16 protein-coding genes and 1 tRNA gene are annotated in these 16,397 nt (G+C 64.1%); 11 read left to right on the top strand and 6 right to left on the bottom strand.

The annotated features are described in order from the left end of the window. Positions 1–86: 86 nt before the first annotated feature. Positions 87–1,073 (top strand): UDP-glucose 4-epimerase GalE, encoded by a 987-nt coding sequence (galE, locus tag ACH196_RS09745; RefSeq protein ID WP_396646688.1) that lies wholly within the window; start codon positions 87–89, stop codon positions 1,071–1,073. A gap of 81 nt (positions 1,074–1,154) precedes the next feature. Further along, positions 1,155–2,165, top strand: a complete 1,011-nt coding sequence (locus ACH196_RS09740) for an NAD-dependent epimerase (protein WP_396646687.1) — start codon at positions 1,155–1,157, stop codon at positions 2,163–2,165. Between the two features lie 72 nt (positions 2,166–2,237). Here ACH196_RS09740 and mscL read toward each other — a convergent pair whose 3' ends face one another. Beyond that, the gene (gene mscL, locus ACH196_RS09735) at positions 2,238–2,657 is read right to left on the bottom strand and encodes a large conductance mechanosensitive channel protein MscL (RefSeq protein WP_396646686.1); all 420 of its coding nucleotides are present in this window, start codon (positions 2,655–2,657) and stop codon (positions 2,238–2,240) included. 206 nt (positions 2,658–2,863) lie between these two features. On the opposite strand from mscL, the gene ACH196_RS09730 reads away from it, so the two are divergent. Then, positions 2,864–6,358, top strand: coding sequence for a NahK/ErcS family hybrid sensor histidine kinase/response regulator (locus tag ACH196_RS09730; protein ID WP_396646685.1), 3,495 nt, complete (start codon positions 2,864–2,866; stop codon positions 6,356–6,358). Between the two features lie 41 nt (positions 6,359–6,399). Here ACH196_RS09730 and ACH196_RS09725 read toward each other — a convergent pair whose 3' ends face one another. Next, positions 6,400–7,059: a response regulator gene (locus ACH196_RS09725; protein ID WP_396646684.1), complete on the bottom strand. Its 660-nt coding sequence runs from the start codon at positions 7,057–7,059 to the stop codon at positions 6,400–6,402. A 152-nt stretch (positions 7,060–7,211) separates the two neighbouring features. Next, on the bottom strand, positions 7,212–7,643 hold the full coding sequence (locus ACH196_RS09720) for a hypothetical protein (protein ID WP_396646683.1): 432 nt from the start codon (positions 7,641–7,643) through the stop codon (positions 7,212–7,214). Between the two features lie 112 nt (positions 7,644–7,755). Between ACH196_RS09720 and ACH196_RS09715 the strand changes: the two genes are divergently transcribed. The 3 genes from ACH196_RS09715 to ACH196_RS09705 all read left to right on the top strand — a co-directional run bounded on the left by ACH196_RS09715 (position 7,756) and on the right by ACH196_RS09705 (position 10,220). Next, positions 7,756–8,100, top strand: a complete 345-nt coding sequence (locus ACH196_RS09715; RefSeq protein ID WP_396646682.1) for a DUF952 domain-containing protein — start codon at positions 7,756–7,758, stop codon at positions 8,098–8,100. After that, the gene (locus ACH196_RS09710) at positions 8,097–9,188 is read left to right on the top strand and encodes a quinone-dependent dihydroorotate dehydrogenase (protein WP_396646681.1); all 1,092 of its coding nucleotides are present in this window, start codon (positions 8,097–8,099) and stop codon (positions 9,186–9,188) included. Before ACH196_RS09715 ends, ACH196_RS09710 begins: the two co-directional genes overlap by 4 nt. A gap of 129 nt (positions 9,189–9,317) precedes the next feature. After that, complete coding sequence (locus tag ACH196_RS09705; protein WP_396646680.1) at positions 9,318–10,220, top strand: histone deacetylase; 903 nt, start codon at positions 9,318–9,320, stop codon at positions 10,218–10,220. 24 nt (positions 10,221–10,244) lie between these two features. On the opposite strand, the gene ACH196_RS09700 is transcribed toward ACH196_RS09705, so the two are convergent. Further along, entirely contained in the window at positions 10,245–10,508 is a 264-nt protein-coding gene (locus tag ACH196_RS09700) for a DUF6460 domain-containing protein (RefSeq protein WP_396646679.1), read from the bottom strand. Positions 10,509–10,633: 125 nt separating this feature from the next. On the opposite strand from ACH196_RS09700, the gene ACH196_RS09695 reads away from it, so the two are divergent. Further along, positions 10,634–10,707, top strand: a tRNA-Gly gene (locus tag ACH196_RS09695). Between the two features lie 189 nt (positions 10,708–10,896). Here ACH196_RS09695 and ACH196_RS09690 read toward each other — a convergent pair. Beyond that, on the bottom strand, positions 10,897–11,202 hold the full coding sequence (locus ACH196_RS09690) for a DUF1236 domain-containing protein (protein ID WP_396646678.1): 306 nt from the start codon (positions 11,200–11,202) through the stop codon (positions 10,897–10,899). 279 nt (positions 11,203–11,481) lie between these two features. Between ACH196_RS09690 and ACH196_RS09685 the strand changes: the two genes are divergently transcribed. The 3 genes from ACH196_RS09685 (at position 11,482) to ACH196_RS09675 (ending at position 13,174) form a co-directional block, all read left to right on the top strand. Continuing rightward, positions 11,482–12,267 carry an ion transporter gene (locus tag ACH196_RS09685; RefSeq protein WP_396646677.1) on the top strand — a complete coding sequence of 262 codons (786 nt, stop codon included), beginning with the start codon at positions 11,482–11,484 and terminating at the stop codon, positions 12,265–12,267. 149 nt (positions 12,268–12,416) lie between these two features. After that, positions 12,417–12,830: a tellurite resistance TerB family protein gene (locus ACH196_RS09680; protein ID WP_396646676.1), complete on the top strand. Its 414-nt coding sequence runs from the start codon at positions 12,417–12,419 to the stop codon at positions 12,828–12,830. 23 nt (positions 12,831–12,853) lie between these two features. Continuing rightward, on the top strand, positions 12,854–13,174 hold the full coding sequence (locus tag ACH196_RS09675; protein WP_396646675.1) for a hypothetical protein: 321 nt from the start codon (positions 12,854–12,856) through the stop codon (positions 13,172–13,174). Here ACH196_RS09675 and ACH196_RS09670 read toward each other — a convergent pair. Continuing rightward, entirely contained in the window at positions 13,161–14,003 is an 843-nt protein-coding gene (locus ACH196_RS09670; RefSeq protein ID WP_396646788.1) for a transporter substrate-binding domain-containing protein, read from the bottom strand. The genes ACH196_RS09675 and ACH196_RS09670 overlap by 14 nt on opposite strands. 423 nt (positions 14,004–14,426) lie before the next feature. On the opposite strand from ACH196_RS09670, the gene ACH196_RS09665 reads away from it, so the two are divergent. Beyond that, the gene (locus ACH196_RS09665; RefSeq protein ID WP_396646674.1) at positions 14,427–16,376 is read left to right on the top strand and encodes a glycosyltransferase family 2 protein; all 1,950 of its coding nucleotides are present in this window, start codon (positions 14,427–14,429) and stop codon (positions 16,374–16,376) included. The last annotated feature ends 21 nt before the right edge of the window (positions 16,377–16,397 follow it).

Raw genomic sequence — 16,397 nt, 5'->3', positions numbered from 1 at the left:
GGCCTGCCCGGAGCAAAGCCCGTGCTCGTAAGCAAGCATCAATGCACCGCAGTTAGGGTACGCTAGCGGCCAACAGGAAATTTTCCATGACGGTTCTGGTGACGGGCGGCGCCGGCTATATTGGCAGCCACATGGTCTGGAAGCTTCTCGACGAAGGCGAGGACGTCGTCGTGGTCGACCGGCTGTCGACCGGTTTCGACTGGGCGATCCCGGCGGAGGCGGAACTGGTGGTGGGCGACATCGCCGACCAGGAGCTCGTCGAAGCGACCATGAAACGTCGCAATGTCGACGCCGTGATCCATTTCGCGGGATCGATCGTCGTGCCGGAATCGGTGGCCGACCCGCTCGGCTATTACCTCAACAACACGGTGAAGTCGCGCGCGCTGATCGAGAGCGCGGTACGCGCCGGCGTGCCGCATTTCATCTTCTCCTCCACCGCCGCCGTCTATGGCGGCAATGACGGCACGCCCGTCGTCGAGGAAGCGCCGACGCTGCCCGAATCGCCCTACGGCACCTCAAAGCTGATGACCGAGCTGATGCTGCGCGACGCCGCCGCCGCGCATCCCTTCGCCTACACCGCGCTTCGCTACTTCAACGTCTGCGGCGCCGACCCCAAGGGTCGCACCGGCCAGTCGACGCGCGGCGCGACGCATCTCATCAAGGTGGCCTGCGAGACCGCGACGGCCAAGCGGCCGTTCATGGAGGTCTTCGGCACCGATTATCCGACGCCGGACGGCACCTGCGTGCGCGACTACATCCATGTCTGGGACCTGGTGGAGGCGCATCTGCTGGCGCTTAGGCGCCTGCGCGCCGGCGGCGGCAGCCTGATCGCCAATTGCGGCTACGGCACAGGCTATTCCGTGCTGCAAGTGATCGACGCGGTGCGCCGCGTCGTCGGCCACGATTTCGACGTGCGGGTCAGCGGCCGCCGCGCCGGCGACGCCGTCTCCATCGTCGCCAATGCCGAAAGGGCACGCAGCGAATTCGGCTGGCGGCCGCGGCTCGACGACATCGATACGATCGTCACCCATGCGCTGCGCTGGGAAGAGGCGCTGAAAAGACGCAATAGCTGAAAGCGTCGCTTTCGGTTATTGCGTCGGCCCAATTCATCACCGCGCTGCTTTGCGGCGCGACGCTGACAGGAGAACGGCCGCGTGAAAATTCTCGTGACCGGCGCCGCCGGCTTCATCGGCGCGGCGACCGCCGAGGCCTTGCTCGACCGCGGCGACGAGGTCATCGGCCTCGACAACATCAATAGCTATTACGATGTTGCGCTGAAACACGCCCGGCTTGCGCGGTTGGAAGGACGTAACGGCTTTACCTTCGTCAAGGCCGACCTCGCCGACCGCACGGCCATCGAGGCGGTGTTCTCGGAACGCAAGCCGCAGCGCGTCGTCCATCTCGCGGCGCAGGCCGGCGTCCGCTACGGGCTGACCAACCCGCACGCCTATGTCGATTCCAACATCGTCGGCTTCCTGAACATATTGGAAGGCTGCCGGCATGGCGGCGTCGAGCACCTGGTCTTCGCCTCGTCGAGCTCGGTCTACGGCGCCAACACCAGCCTGCCCTACCGCGTCGAGGACAATGTCGACCATCCGCTCAGCCTCTATGCCGCCAGCAAGAAGGCGAACGAGCTGATGGCGCATTCCTATGCGCATCTCTACCGGCTGCCGGTCACCGGGTTGCGCTTCTTCACCGTCTACGGGCCATGGGGGCGTCCCGACATGGCGCCGTTCATGTTCACGAAAAAGATCATCAACGGCGAGCCGATCGACGTCTACAATTTCGGCCGGCACGCCCGCGACTTCACTTACATCGACGACATCGTCGAGGGTGTCGTGCGCACGCTGGATACAATCGCCAGGCCGAATCCCGACTGGAGCGGGGCCGAGCCCGACCCGAGCACGTCGGCGGCGCCCTACCGCATCTACAACATCGGCAACAACGATCCGGTCGAGCTGATGGATTTCATCCGCTGCATCGAGCAGGCGACCGGCCGCAAGGCCGTCATGAACATGCTGCCGATGCAGCCCGGCGACGTGCCGCGCACGTTTGCCGATGTCGAGGCACTGGCGGAAGCAACGGGTTTTCGCCCGCGCACGCCGATCGACGTCGGCATCGGGCGCTTCGTCGAGTGGTACAGGAAGTTCTACAAGATCGACTGATTTGCATCGGCGTAAAAAGCCGCCGGCAGCCCCAATCAACACCGGGGCTGGCAACGCCATTGCGGCTGAAATCTATTTCTTCGCGAGCAGGTCGCGGATTTCGATCAGAAGCTGCACATCGGCGGGCGGCGGAGCGGCCGGGGCCGCGGCCTTCTGCTTTTCAAGCTTGCGGCGCATGGTGTTCACGCCCTTCACCATGAGGAAGACGATCCAGGCGAGGAGAAGGAAATTGATCACCACGGTGAAGAAGTTGCCGTAGGCGAAGACCGGGCCCTGCTTCTTTGCCTCTTCCAGCGATGTGGCGGTCACCGCATCGGACAGGGGGTAGAAATAGTTGGAGAAGTCCGCGCTTCCGGCCATGCCGACGATCGGCATGATGATGTCGCCCACCAGCGAGTTGACGATCAGGCCGAACGCGCCGCCGATTATGACACCGACCGCAAGGTCCATGACATTGCCCTTGGAGATGAATTCCTGGAATTCCTTCAGCATAGCACCCTCCATGTGAGTGGCCGGCCGTCCCGAATCCTGCCGGTGCAACCCACAATAACGAAAAAGCGCGATTGCAAAACCCGCAATGCGGTCGGGCGCGCTCGCGCCACAAAGAGACCTCCATCGACAACGGTCTTCGCCTGCGCCGAAAGCCGCGATTGCAATTCTTCCTGGAATGATGATCCCATAGACGGCGGGAGGTCCGCGTGCAGGGCTGGTTCGTCGTCATCATCGCGATCGCTTATGTGACGCTGCTTTTCGCGATCGCCAGCCTTGGCGACCGCTGGTCCCGCACCGTCGGCTTGAGCCGGCTGCGCCCCTATATCTACGCGCTGAGCCTGGCCATCTACTGCACGTCCTGGACGTTCTTTGGGTCGGTCGGGCTGGCCACCGAGCGCGGGCTGGAATTTCTGGCAATCTATGTCGGGCCGGTGCTGGTCTTCCTGTTCGGCTATCCGCTGCTCAGCCGCATCGTGCGACTTGCGAAGGCCGAAAAAATCACCTCGATCGCCGACTTCCTCGGCGCCCGCTACGGCAAGAGTTTTTCGGTGGCCTCCATCGCGACACTCATCGCCACGGTCGGCGCGGTGCCCTATATCGCACTACAGCTCAAGGCGATTTCGGGCTCGGTCAGCCTGATGATCGAGCACTATACCGGCGCGCCGCCGTCCTTCGATCCGTTCCTCAGCGACATATCGCTGGTGGTGGCGCTGCTGCTGGCGCTGTTCGCGGTGCTGTTCGGCACGCGGCATGCCGACGCCACCGAGCACCAGGACGGACTGATCCTCGCCGTCGCGGTCGAATCCGTGGTCAAGCTCGCCGCGTTCCTGGCCATCGGCCTGCTTGTCGTCTTCGTGCTGTTCGACGGCCCCGGCGACCTCATCGGCAAGCTCTCGGAGAACCAGGCCGTCGGCGCGGCGATGGGCTACCGCACGTCGCTCGGCACCTGGCTGGTGATGACCGTCATCAGCGGCTTCGCCATCGTCATGCTGCCCCGCCAGTTCTATGTGATGATCGTCGAGAACCGCGGCGGCGGCGAGTTGCGGCGCGCCACCTGGATCTTCCCACTCTACCTCATCCTGATCAATCTTTTCGTTCTGCCCATCGCCTTTGTCGGCCTGACCAATGTCGGCACGGCAACCAGCAGCGACCTCTACGTGCTGTCTCTGCCGCTGCTGACCGGACATGACACACTCGCCATGATCGCCTTCATCGGCGGGCTTTCCGCCGCCACCGCGATGGTCATCGTCGAGACCGTGGCGCTATCGATCATGATCTCAAACGACCTGATCATTCCGCTGTTTGTCCGGCGACTGCTCAAGACGGAGGCCAGCGAGACGGGCGACTGGTCTGCCCTCATCCTCAATATCAGGCGCGGCGCGATCTTCATCATCCTGTTCGTCGCCTTTCTCTATTATCGCGAAAGCACCGGCAACGCCCGGCTGGCCTCGATCGGCCTGATGTCGTTCGCGGCCATCGCCCAGTTCGCGCCGGCCTTCATCGGCGGGCTGGTGTGGCGGCGGGCCAATGCGCGTGGCGCAGCGCTTGGCATGACGGCCGGCCTCGCGGTGTGGTGCTATACGCTGCTCTTCCCGTCACTCGCATCGCCCGGCCTGGCGATCCTGACCGAAGGCCCGCTCGGCATCGAGGCGCTGCGGCCGCACGCCCTGTTCGGCACGGTCGCCGAGCCATTGAACCATGGCGTGCTCTGGAGCCTGTCGATCAACCTGCTGTTCTACGTGCTCGGCTCGCTGTCGCGCGCCTCGGTGCCACTTGAACGCATCCAGGCCGCCATCTTCGTGCCGCGAGACACGAGCCCCATGCCCAGCCTCCGCCGTTTCCGCACGGCGATCACCGTCAACGATTTGAAGGACACCATCGCCAAATATCTGGGCGTCGAGCGTACCGAGCGGTCGTTCCAGAGCTTCGAGGCCACCGGCGGCACGCCGCTCGACGGCAACGAACAGGCGAGCATGGCCGTCGTGCGCTTCTCCGAGCAATTGCTGGCCACGGCGGTCGGCTCGTCCTCGGCGCGGCTCATCCTGTCGCTGCTGTTCCAGCGCCAGGACAAGTCGTCGCGCGACGCCTTCCGCCTGCTCGACGACGCCACCGAGGCGCTGCAGCACAATCGCGACCTGCTGCAGATCGCCCTCGACCAGATGGAGCAGGGCATCACCGTCTTCGACCAGGATTTCCGGCTGACCTGCTGGAACCGGCAGTATCGAAGCCTGTTTTCCCTGCCCGACGAGATGGGCCGCGTCGGCGTCTCGCTGGACGAGGTGCTGCGCCTGCTGGCCGCGCGCGGCGAGATCGCAGCCGACGCGACGGTCGCCATCCTCAACCGCTTCACCAGCTTCGGCAGCCCCTGGCAGCTCGAATTGAAGCGCAGCGGCCGCATCATCGAACTCAGGTCCAACCCGATGCCAGACGGCGGCATCGTCGCGACCTATGCGGACATCACCGCGCGCGTCGCGGCGGACGATGCGCTGAAACGGGCCAATGAATCGCTGGAACAGCGCGTACGCCTGCGCACCGTCGAGCTGACGCGGGTCAACGAGGAACTGGCGCAGGCGCAGATGCTGGCGGAAGAGGCCAATCTCGGCAAGACCCGCTTCCTGGCCGGCGCCGGCCACGACATCCTCCAACCGCTCAACGCCGCCCGGCTCTACTGCGCCTCGCTGATCGAGCGGGCCGGCAAGGGTGCAGCCGCCGAGGCCGCGCGCAACATCGAGTCGTCGCTTGAATCGGTCGAGACAATTCTGGGCGCCGTGCTCGACATTTCGCGGCTGGACGCGGGCGCCATGAAGCCGGTGGAGACCGTGTTCCGGCTGGATGGGCTGCTGCGTCAGATCGCCACCGACTTCCAGCCGATGGCCCGCGAAAAGCGCCTCGAACTGGTCATCGTGCCGTCGTCGCTCTCCGTCGCGACCGACCGCAACCTGCTGCGCCGGCTCATCCAGAATCTGGTGTCGAACGCCATCAAATACACCCGCACCGGGCGCGTGCTGGTCGGCGTCAGGCGGCGCGGCGAACTGGCGGAGATCCAGATCTTCGACACCGGCATCGGCATTCCCGTCGACAAGCTGAGCAGCGTCTTCGGCGAATTCACCCGGCTGGACGCGGGGGCGCGCGAGGCACAGGGCCTCGGCCTCGGCCTGTCGATCGTCGACCGCATCGCGCGGGTGCTGAGGCTGGAAATCCAGATCGATTCGGGGCGCGGCAAGGGCACGCGTTTTTCCGTGCTCCTGCCGGTGTCGGCTGCGTCCGAGCCGGTGCCCATCCGCGAGGCGAAGCCGCGTCCGGCCGCCTCCGGCGCTCTCGGCGGATTGTCGGTGCTGTGCATCGACAACGACGCCCGCATCCTGGAAGGCATGCGGCTGCTGCTCGAAGGCTGGGGCTGCCGGGTCGAGACGGCGACCGGCTCGGAAAGCATCCTGCGCACGCAATGGCGGCCGAGTCAGATCGATCTCATCCTCGCCGACTATCACCTCGACGGCGAGACCGGCCTCGACCTCATCCGAAAACTGCGCGACCGCTGGGGCGAAAGGACACCGGCGATCCTGGTGACCGCCGACCGCTCGAACGAGGTCCGCGCCGCCGCCGACGCGCTCGAAGTTCCGGTGATCAACAAGCCGGTGAAACCCGCCGCCCTGCGCTCGCTGATGACCCGCGTCCGGCGCATGGCGCCGGCGGCGGAATAGGAGCGTGCGCGCTCAACACCTACGTCTGCTGGTGCAAATGCTCAACTGATCGACGGCAGCGGGTCGGACCCGATGCGCGACAGCATGATCACCGCCTGCGTGCGGTTGTCGACGCCGAGTTTTTGCAGCACCGCCGAGACATGCGCCTTGATGGTGGCTTCGGAGACGCCGAGTTCGTAGGCGATCTGCTTGTTGAGCAGCCCGTCGGCGAGCATGCCCAGCACCCGCGTCTGCTGCGGCGTCAGCGACTGCAGCTTCCTGATCAGCTCCGAAATTTCGGGATCCTGTTCGGTGCCTAGATCGACGCCGACCGGTGCGGCGATGTCGCCGGCCAGCACGGCCGTCACGGCGGCGCGGATATCCTCCATGCTCGCCGATTTGGAGATGAACCCCGACGCGCCGAGTTCGAGCGACCGGCGGATCGTCTCGGCATCGTCATGAGCCGAAACGACGACCACCGGCACCGACGCATGGATGCCGCGCAGCGAGATCAGGCCCGACAGGCCGGATGCACCGGGCATGGAAAGATCGAGCAGCAGCAGGTCGAGATCGCCGTTGCGGCTCATCAGCGATTTCGTCGTCTCGAAATCACCGGCTTCGAGAATTTCGGCAACGCCGTCCAGCCCCGCAAGCGCCTGCTTCAGCGCCCCGCGGAACAGCGGATGGTCGTCCGCGATCACGAACCTGTAGCCAGCCGGCAAATCTCCCTCCCGACCCCGCCTGCGCTTTTTCTGATTGGAGCGGAATGCGTGCTGCAATTATGCGGCTGCGGTCCGCCATTTCAAGCGGTAAAGGGCCCGGATGCACTGCTTATGGCCGGTTGCCCGTCGCGAAGCAGCGAATGTCAGGTTCGTCAGGTCTTGTCCGGGCCCGCCGAGCCGCCCTGATCCAACGGCTGCTTGTCAAGACCCTGCACCGTGTCCCTGAAGGTGCGCAGGAACCGCTCCATGTAGCCAAGACCCTTCTGGAACTCCTCCTCGCTAGGCAAGCTGGATTCCAGTCTCGAGGTCAGCGAATTCTCCAGTCTGGCGACCCGCTCGTCGAGCGCCTTCATGTCCTGCTGCAGCCGGTCGATCTCGTCCTGGTAGGCGGTGCGTTCGTCGGCCGCCAGCTTGCAGACCAGCGACGCGCCGTCCTGCGTGCAGGTCGACATCTCGCCGGTCCTGCGGTCCATGCGGACGAAGCCATCGCCGGACTTTTCCAGCACGTAGCGGTCTTCTTGCGCGAAGGCCGTGGACGAGAGGACCGCTGCAAGCGATATGGTCGTGAGGGGAAGCAGACGCATGGCGTCCTCCATCGGATTCGGTCGTGGAAAACCTGCCACGACTTTATGCCGGAATTGCGAAGCGCCTGCATCTTCGCTTTTCGGAAACGCCGGTTCGGCCTATAGCGCGGTGATGCACAAGACCATCTACAAGATCTGTCCGCAGACGCTGTGGCGGGAGGCCGAACGCCAGGGCGTGTTCACCGGCGCGCCGGTGGATATTGCCGACGGCTTCATCCATTTCTCGACCGCCGCCCAGGCGCCCGAGACCGCCCGGCGGCATTTCGCCGGGCAGGACGACCTTCTCCTCGTCGCGGTCGATGCCGGCAAACTCGGCGACGCGCTGAAGTTCGAGGTGTCGCGCGGCGGCGACCTCTTTCCGCATCTTTATGCGCCGCTCGATCTCGGCGCCGTGCAATGGGTCAAGCCGCTGCCGCTCGGCGCGGACGGCCATGTGTTCCCGGATTTCGAGGCGTGACGGGATTGTTCGAGCGCGCCGGCCGGCAGCTTCTGTTCGGCCTCGACCCGGAGACCGCGCATGGCCTGTCGATCAAGGCCCTGAAATGCGGCCTGCCGCCTGTTCGACCCGCGCCGCGTGATGCGCGCCTCGCGGTCCGGCTCGCCGGACTGGATTTTCCCAACCCGCTCGGCATGGCGGCCGGCTACGACAAGAACGGCGAGGTTCCCGACGGCATTCTGTCGCTGGGCTTCGGCTTCGCCGAGGTCGGCACCGTCACCCCGCTGCCGCAGCCCGGCAATCCAAAACCCCGCATCTTCCGGCTGGTGCGCGACAGCGCCGTCATCAACCGGCTCGGCTTCAACAATGAAGGCCACGACGCCTGCGCGGCGCGGCTGACGGCGCGCCGCGGCAAGACGGGGATCGTCGGCGTCAACATCGGCGCCAACAAGGACAGTCTGGATCGCGTCGCCGACTACGAGGCGGGCATCAGGCGTTTCGCGGCGCTCTGCTCCTACCTGACGGTCAACATCTCGTCTCCCAATACGCCCGGGCTGCGCAACATGCAGGCCCGCAGGGAACTTGCCGAACTGCTCGGCCGCGTGGTGGCGGCGCGGCAAGGGCTTGCCAATCCAGATCATCGGGCAAGGCCGATCTTCTTGAAGATCGCACCCGATTTGGTGGACGCCGAGATGGAGGACATCGCGGCGGAAATCCTGGCGCATCCGATCGACGGCGTGATCGTCTCGAACACCACGCTTTCCCGCGAAGGGCTTTCCGACGCCGTCCAGGCGAAGCAGACCGGCGGTCTTTCCGGAAAACCGCTGTTCGAGCGCTCCACCATCGTGCTTGCGAAAATGCGCCGGCTGCTCGGGCCGAAAACCGCGATCATCGGCGTCGGCGGTGTGGATTCCGCCGAAACCGCGCTGGAGAAGATCAGGGCCGGCGCCGACCTCGTTCAGCTCTATACGGGACTGATCTACGGCGGCCCCGCCCTGCCCGGCCGCATCCTGCGCGACATGTTTGAACTGCGTCAGCGGGAAGGGGTAACAAACATCGCGGTGTTGCGCGACACGCGGACCGAACACTGGGCAGCCCGGCCTCTCTGACAACCATCACGGCGCCATCGCAAGTTCCGACCTCGGCATGGAAGGCGCCGGTTTCTCGCCCGAGGCGTCTTCCCGATGCGGCTGGCAGCCGGTTTGCGAATTGGCAGCGGCACGATAGATTTCCCTGACATGAGCCTGCACATCGTCAGCCATCCCGACTACGACGCCAATTTCCCCGCTGACCATCGTTTTCCGATGGGCAAATACCGGGCGCTGGTCGAACGGCTCGGCGCCATCGGGCTGCTGACGCGCTCAGTGCATGTCCAGCCGGATTTCGCTTCTGAAATCGCGCTGAAACGGGCTCACGATGCCACCTATGTCGACAAGGTCATCGAGTGCCGCATGCCAGAGAAGATCGAGCGGGAGATCGGCTTTCCCATCAGCGAGCTTGTGTCGCGCCGCGCCCGCCGTGCGGCCGGCGGCACCCTGCTCGCGGCCCGGCTGGCGCTTGCCCATGGCATCGCCTGCAACGCAGCCGGCGGCAGCCATCACGCGCGCCATGCACATGGCGCCGGATTCTGCACCCTGAACGATGTTGCTGTCGCAGCGCTTGACCTGCTTGCCGAGCGCCCCGAGGCGCGCATCCTCGTCGTCGACCTCGACGTGCATCAGGGCGACGGCACCGCCGACATCCTCGGCAGGGAATCGCAGGCCTTCACCTTCTCGATGCATGCGGAGAAGAACTATCCGGTGCGCAAGGTGCCGTCCGACCTCGACATCGCGCTGCCCGACGGCACCGGCGACGTCCAATACCTCCAGCACCTGTCGAGCGCCCTGCCGCTGCTGTCCGAAAGAGTGCGATGGGACATCGTCTTCTACAATGCCGGCGTCGATCCGCACGCCGAGGACCGGCTTGGCCGGCTGGCGCTTTCCGACGACGGGCTGCGCGCCCGCGACCGCATGGTGATCCGCCATTTCCGCACGCAGGGCGTGCCGGTCTGCGGCGTCATCGGCGGCGGCTATTCGCGCGACATAGCTACCCTTGCCGCCCGCCACGCCATCCTGTTCGAGGTGGCGTCGGAATTCGCGTGAGGATCTGAGCGCTTCCCTTGCCGCCTAACGCCGATAGCTCAGCAGGCGCAGGATGATGAAGGCCGGGATGACGATCGCCGCGCCCAGGGCGAGATAGCCGACGAAGCGGTCGACGGTCGCAAACCCCATGTTCCAGATGCGCAGCAGCGTGTCCTCGATCCACTGCAGCACGTCGAAAGGCGACCAGCCGAAAGCGCTCATGACCACGCCGACCAGGAACGAGACGACGAGCAGTTTCAGGAACACCCGCAACGGCGAGTCGCCGAGAAATCTTGTCAGACCGGACACGATTCGTCTCCTTGCATCCTCGCCGCATAGGCGCTCGCGCCGCCGGCATCAAGGCCAAACATCCGCAAAGGCGCCGCCAAAGGCGATTGCCGAAGCGCTGCCAGCCGTGGTATCGAAGCCGTTACGCGGGTATGATGTAATGGTAGCTTGTCAGCTTCCCAAGCTGATCGTGCGGGTTCGATTCCCGCTACCCGCTCCAAAAATCGACATCCGTCGTACTATGCATTTTTACGAAACCTTCAGCGGCATCTGAATTCACGCACCGATTTGTGCGGCGCCACGCAACACAATTCGTGACGAGCTCAGCCTGACGGCCTCCCGAACGAGAAGAACCTGCACCTTGCGATGCAGGTTCCTCGATGGCGACAGCTCGCGGAAGGGCGAGCTGCTAGCGGATGACGTGGACGATCCGCCGGGTTCCGGGATCGACCAGAACGGTCTGACCGTCGACCACCACATATTCATAGCTCATGTCAGGAACTTCCATACGGTGGAGCTCGACCGTGTCGGGGACCGTCGATCCGATGTTCAGCTCGACGCCCGGCAGTTGGACCGAGGCCAGCGGTTGCTTCTGGACATATTCGCGGATCACCGTTTCCTGCTGCGGCTGGATGATCACGTCCTGCGCGGCGGCTCCGCCGATACCGGCAAGCAGGATAAGTCCGGCCGTGGCACTTGATAGGTGCATTCTCATGATTGCCTCCTTGGCTTTGTTTGTCGTGCCTTCGGGCACAGACGCCTTGGCGTCATGGTGGCCAACGGCGAGACTCCGGCTTTGTTCCGGAAAAGCGACGCGGCTTCGGCCAGGCAAGTTCAACACAAGTGACAGGCATTGACGCTTCGTGACTGCGGAATGGCTCTCGACAGCGGCCGGCCGACGCCCGGCCCGCGTCCCTTCGCCCTCGCCCGCTTGCTTGACGCGGCTGGCCCAGCCCGCCACATGTGCATACGTTTTAATACAGCGAGGACACCGGTGGACATACTGAAAGACCTGATTGAATCTCGACGTTTCGAACTCGCCATCACCGTGCTCATTCTGCTCAATGCCGTCACGCTGGGGCTGGAGACGTCGCCGACGATCATGGCCGCCTATGGCGGGGTGCTGCTTGTCGTCGACCGGGCGATCCTCGCCGTCTTCGTGCTCGAACTGGCGGCGCGGGTGATCGTCTATCGCGGCGGATTCTTCCGCGATCCATGGCGCATCTTCGACCTGGTCGTGGTCGGCATCGCGCTGCTGCCGGCGACGGGAAGTCTCTCGGTGCTGCGGGCGCTGCGCATTCTCAGGGTGCTCAGGCTGATCAGCATCGTGCCGTCGCTGAAGCGCGTGGTCACCGGCTTCATCAGCGCGCTGCCCGGCATGGGCTCGATCGTACTGCTGCTCGGACTGGTCTTCTACGTCTTCGCGGTGATGGCGACCAAACTTTATGGTGCTCAATTCCCGGAGCTTTTCGGCGATATCGGCGAGTCGCTGTTCACGCTGTTCCAGGTGATGACGCTGGAGGGCTGGTCCGACGGCGTCGTACGTCCGGTGATGGAGATCTATCCGACCGCCTGGCTGTTCTTCATCCCGTTCATCGTCGCCACCTCGTTCACCGTGCTCAACCTGTTCATCGGCGTCATCGTCTCGGCAATGGAGGAAGAGCACGAGGCGGAAGCCACCGCCGAGCGCAAGGCCCTGCAGGACGACCAGGTGAACATGCTGGCGGAGATCAGGGCGCTTCGCGAGGAAGTTCGGGAACTGGCAAGGCAGCGCGCATAGGTTTTGCACGCAGCGCCTTTCCACGGGAAGCAAACAAGCTCGCCCGATGCCCGACGGCGAAGAGGCCGCATCGACGTTTCGCCGGCGATTTCGCTTGTGATGGCCTGCCGCGATGCCTACTTTCCGCCCCGCATGAGCGGAGAGAGATGATGAGCAGGCCGACCACCCACGAAGCCCTGATCTACCTGATGGTGGTCACCTCGGCCTCCGACCGCGACATGACCGATGTCGAACTGGCGCGCATCGGCGCGGTCATCCGTTCCTGGCCGATTTTCGAGGATTTCGACGAGAACCGACTGATCACGGTCGCCCAGGCGTGCCAGAAACTGGTCGCCGGCAAGGAAGGCCTCGAAGGCGTGCTCGCCGCGGCGCGGGCGGCCATCCCGGTCCATCTCCACGACACCGCCTATTCGGCCGCCTTTGAAGTGGCGACCGCCGACCTCGAAATGCGCATGGAGGAGCGGCGGGTGCTGCAGCTTCTGAGACGCCATCTCAGTGTCGACGATGCGACGGTCGCCGCGATCGAGCGGGCGACGAAGGCCCGGCATCGGACGTTGACGTAGGTATGGAAAGGCAGGACTAATCCATGACTGTCTACAAGGATCCCGAGGGTTACCTTCGAGATGGCGCGTCCTCGAAGCACTTATACCAGCGCGAGACAGCGCGTGAGGTTTGCAAACTACTGGCCGTCGGCGGATATCAGTTGGTGGGGCTGGAAGGGTTCATCATCCACGACGACGGAACGCATCAACCGGTCACGGAGACCAACTTTACACGGAATTTCACTGCTGCCACGAGGGAAGATGCGGAAGTCATCAATTCGCAGGGTATCGCATCGATCGATGAGGACCCAGTCCGGGTTGACGCGTACGCGATCGTCGCTCGCAGATTTTCTAATAAAAGCTGACCGGAAAATAGCGCAGATAGAGTTCGGTAAAGGCGCCATTCGCCGAAATCTGCTGAAGTGCGGCGTCGAAAGCAGTGGCCAGCTTTTCGTTTTCGGGCGTCACCGCGATCGATAGCCCGGACCCCAGATATTCCGGAGCGAGATAGGGTCCGCCCGCGAAGCGGCAGCAATCGGCGGCGTCCCGGCTAGCCAGCCAGAAGCCGAAGCGCATGCCGTCGCCGAAGGCCGCGTCGATCTTGCCCGCCTTGAGGTCCGACAGCAACTGTTCCTGCCGCTCAAAGGCGACCGCTTGGACGCCGCTGAAATTGTCGCGCAGCAACTGTTCGTGCGCTGATCCGGCGACGACGCCGACGCGCCTACCGGCCAGCGTCGTGGTAAGCGGTTCGGCCGATGCATTGGCCTTCGCCATGATGAAACGCGCCGGAAACCTCAGATACGGCCGTGAAAACGCGAATTTCGCCCTGTTCTCCGCCGTCACGGCGAGGCCGGCGATGATCGCCTCCCCGTCGCCCTTCGCGAGCGCGGTTTCGAGTTCACCCCAGGGCAGTGCCTGTATCTGGCATTTGTCGGCAATCGCCAGTTGAGCGCAGATTGCACGGGCGAGGTCGACATGCAGGCCGGATAGCCTCCCCTCGCTATCCAGATAGTTGAATGGCGGAAAATCGGTGGTCGTCAGGAAGCGGAGGCGCGTAAGACCCGAAAGATCGGGTTTGACCAACCGCTCCTTACTGTCCCACAGGACGGGCAGCCGCACGCCATCCGCACGCGCCGGCAGCGCTCCGGCCACGAAAATCAGGATTGCCGCAAGCATCGCTCCGGCAGGCAGCATCCGATACTTGGCGGCGACGCGCCTAATCCGTGGCAGGATGCGGATGGCGGCCATGCCCTTGAAATACCAGCCGCAAATTGAATTGAACAGATAGGGAGCAATACATCCCGGTGAGTAAGCGGTGCCGGCGTCGATCAGTTTTACCCCATGCATCGAATAAATCCTGACATCTGTTCGAAAAACACATATTGCGCGACCAGTATTTGTATGAGTAAGCTGCCGGTCGGGGACGTTATCATGCGAGTATCGGTACGAGTGCCTGCGTGCGGCGGGCTTGCGTCGGCGCAAGCCGCGCGCTTCGGGATTCATCTCATATCCGGCACGATGCTTCCGGGGGCAAGACGGTATTGCACCGTTGTGCACGGTCCAACTCCCATGTCGCGCCTGCCGGACACGCCTCCCGTCACAAACGGGGCGGCGTAAATGGCGCTTCTCGACACCGGATTCGAGCCGCAATACCAGCCGTCAACGCTCGCAAGCGGTCTCGTGCGGGGCCGACGCTCATCCGTCGACCTTCCTTCCCCAGGCGGCCTGGTAGCGTTCTTTTTCTCGGAGTTCGAGGTCTGGCGTCCGATCCTCGCCAGGCTGCGCATATCGTCGGACGTGGTGATCAAGCTTGCCGCGCGCGCCGCAGACAACCGAACCGACTTCCAGTCGGAACTGCTCGCATCGAACCTCATGACTGAATCCGAGCTTTTCTCGGCGATCGCCCACGAATTCGGAGTGGGTTTCATCGAAGAGGTCGATCCAGACGGCCTGGTGATGCGGCCGGAGGATTGCGCGATGTTCCTGCGTACGCGCAGCAAGCATCTGCATGTGAAGATCGTCGAACGCGACGGCCGGGCGCATCCGCTCATCGCCCCATCGGGAATGAGCCTCAGCACGCTGAAGGCCTTGTTGCACCGGCAGAAGAACCTGATGCCGATGCTTCGCATCACCACGCCGCAGGCGTTGCGCCGCGCCATCCTCGAAAAATCCCGCAAATCGCTGGCTGTCGATGCGCGCAATGGTCTCTACGAGCGGATGCCCGACTATTCGGCCAGGATCGTTGCCAATGCGCGGCAAGGCGTGGTCCTCGGTGTCATCATCGTTCTCCTCGTGCTGGCGTTCACGCTGGCCACGTCGGCTGCCTTTCTGGCATTGCACATCTTCTTCTCGCTGTTCTTCCTCGCCTGCATCGGCCTGCGGTTCGCCGCCACCCGCACGTCCGCGCCGGCGGCGCCGATTGGCCTTGCGGAAACGCCGTCGGGCCAGTTGCCCTTCTATTCGGTGCTGGTCGCGCTCCACCATGAGGTCGATGTGATCCCGCAGCTTCTCGCCGCGCTCGACCGTCTGGTCTGGCCGAAAAGCAAGATCGAGATCAAGCTGGTCTGCGAGGCCGACGACCGCCTGACCCTCGACGCGATCGCCGCGCATGGGCTGCCGTATCAGATGGAGGTGGTCGAGGTGCCGCCCAGCCTGCCGCGCACCAAGCCCAAGGCGCTGAGCTATGCGGTGCCGCTAATCAAGGGCGACTATGTCGTGCTCTATGACGCCGAAGACCGACCGCATCCGCTGCAACTGCTGGAAGCTTGGCATCGTTTCGAGCGCGGCGGCGAGGCGCTCGCCTGTGTCCAGGCGCCGCTCGAAATATCCAATGCCGAGAAAGGGTTGATACCGCTGCTCTTCGCTTTCGAATATTCAGCGCTGTTCCGCGGCCTGCTGCCCTGGCTGTCGGGCCGGCGCGTAGTCCTGCCGCTCGGCGGCACATCCAATCACCTGCGCGTCTCTGCCCTCGACGAGGTCGGCGGCTGGGATCCCTACAACGTCACCGAGGACGCGGATCTCGGCCTGCGCCTTGTCCGCTTCGGCTATCGTACCGAGACGATCAGCCTGCCGACGCTGGAAGACGCGCCGGAAACGCTGTCGATCTGGCTGCCGCAGCGGACCCGCTGGTTCAAGGGCTGGTGCCAGACCTGGCTGGTACACATGCGCGATCCCGTTGCACTGTTCAACGAGGTCGGAGTCCGGTCGTTCGTTCTTGCCCAGATCCTCTATGCCGGCCTGGTCGTTTCGGCGCTCATCCACCCCGCTTCTCGTCGCCTTCGCCCTCTATCTCGGCGCGCAGATCGCGCTCGGCCAGCCGACGCTTGGCTGGAAGGTCACGCTGCTGGTCATCGATGTCCTGAACATCGTATGCGGCTATCTCTCCTTCTTCCTGCTCGGCTGGTACAGCCTGCGCAAACCCGACCGGAAGGATTTTTGGCGCGTGGTGATGTTCACGCCGGTCTACTGGATGATGATGTCGCTCGCCGCCTGGCGCTCGCTTCTGCATTTGTGGCGCCGCCCGCATCACTGGGAGAAGACGCCGCATTTTCGGACGGTCTCGCGTGACGTCTGACGGTCCCGGTCCGC

It is taken from the genome of Mesorhizobium sp. IMUNJ 23232, from assembly GCF_044326205.1.
Classification (GTDB): domain Bacteria; phylum Pseudomonadota; class Alphaproteobacteria; order Rhizobiales; family Rhizobiaceae; genus Kumtagia.
This window is presented reverse-complemented; position numbering and strand designations above follow the sequence as displayed.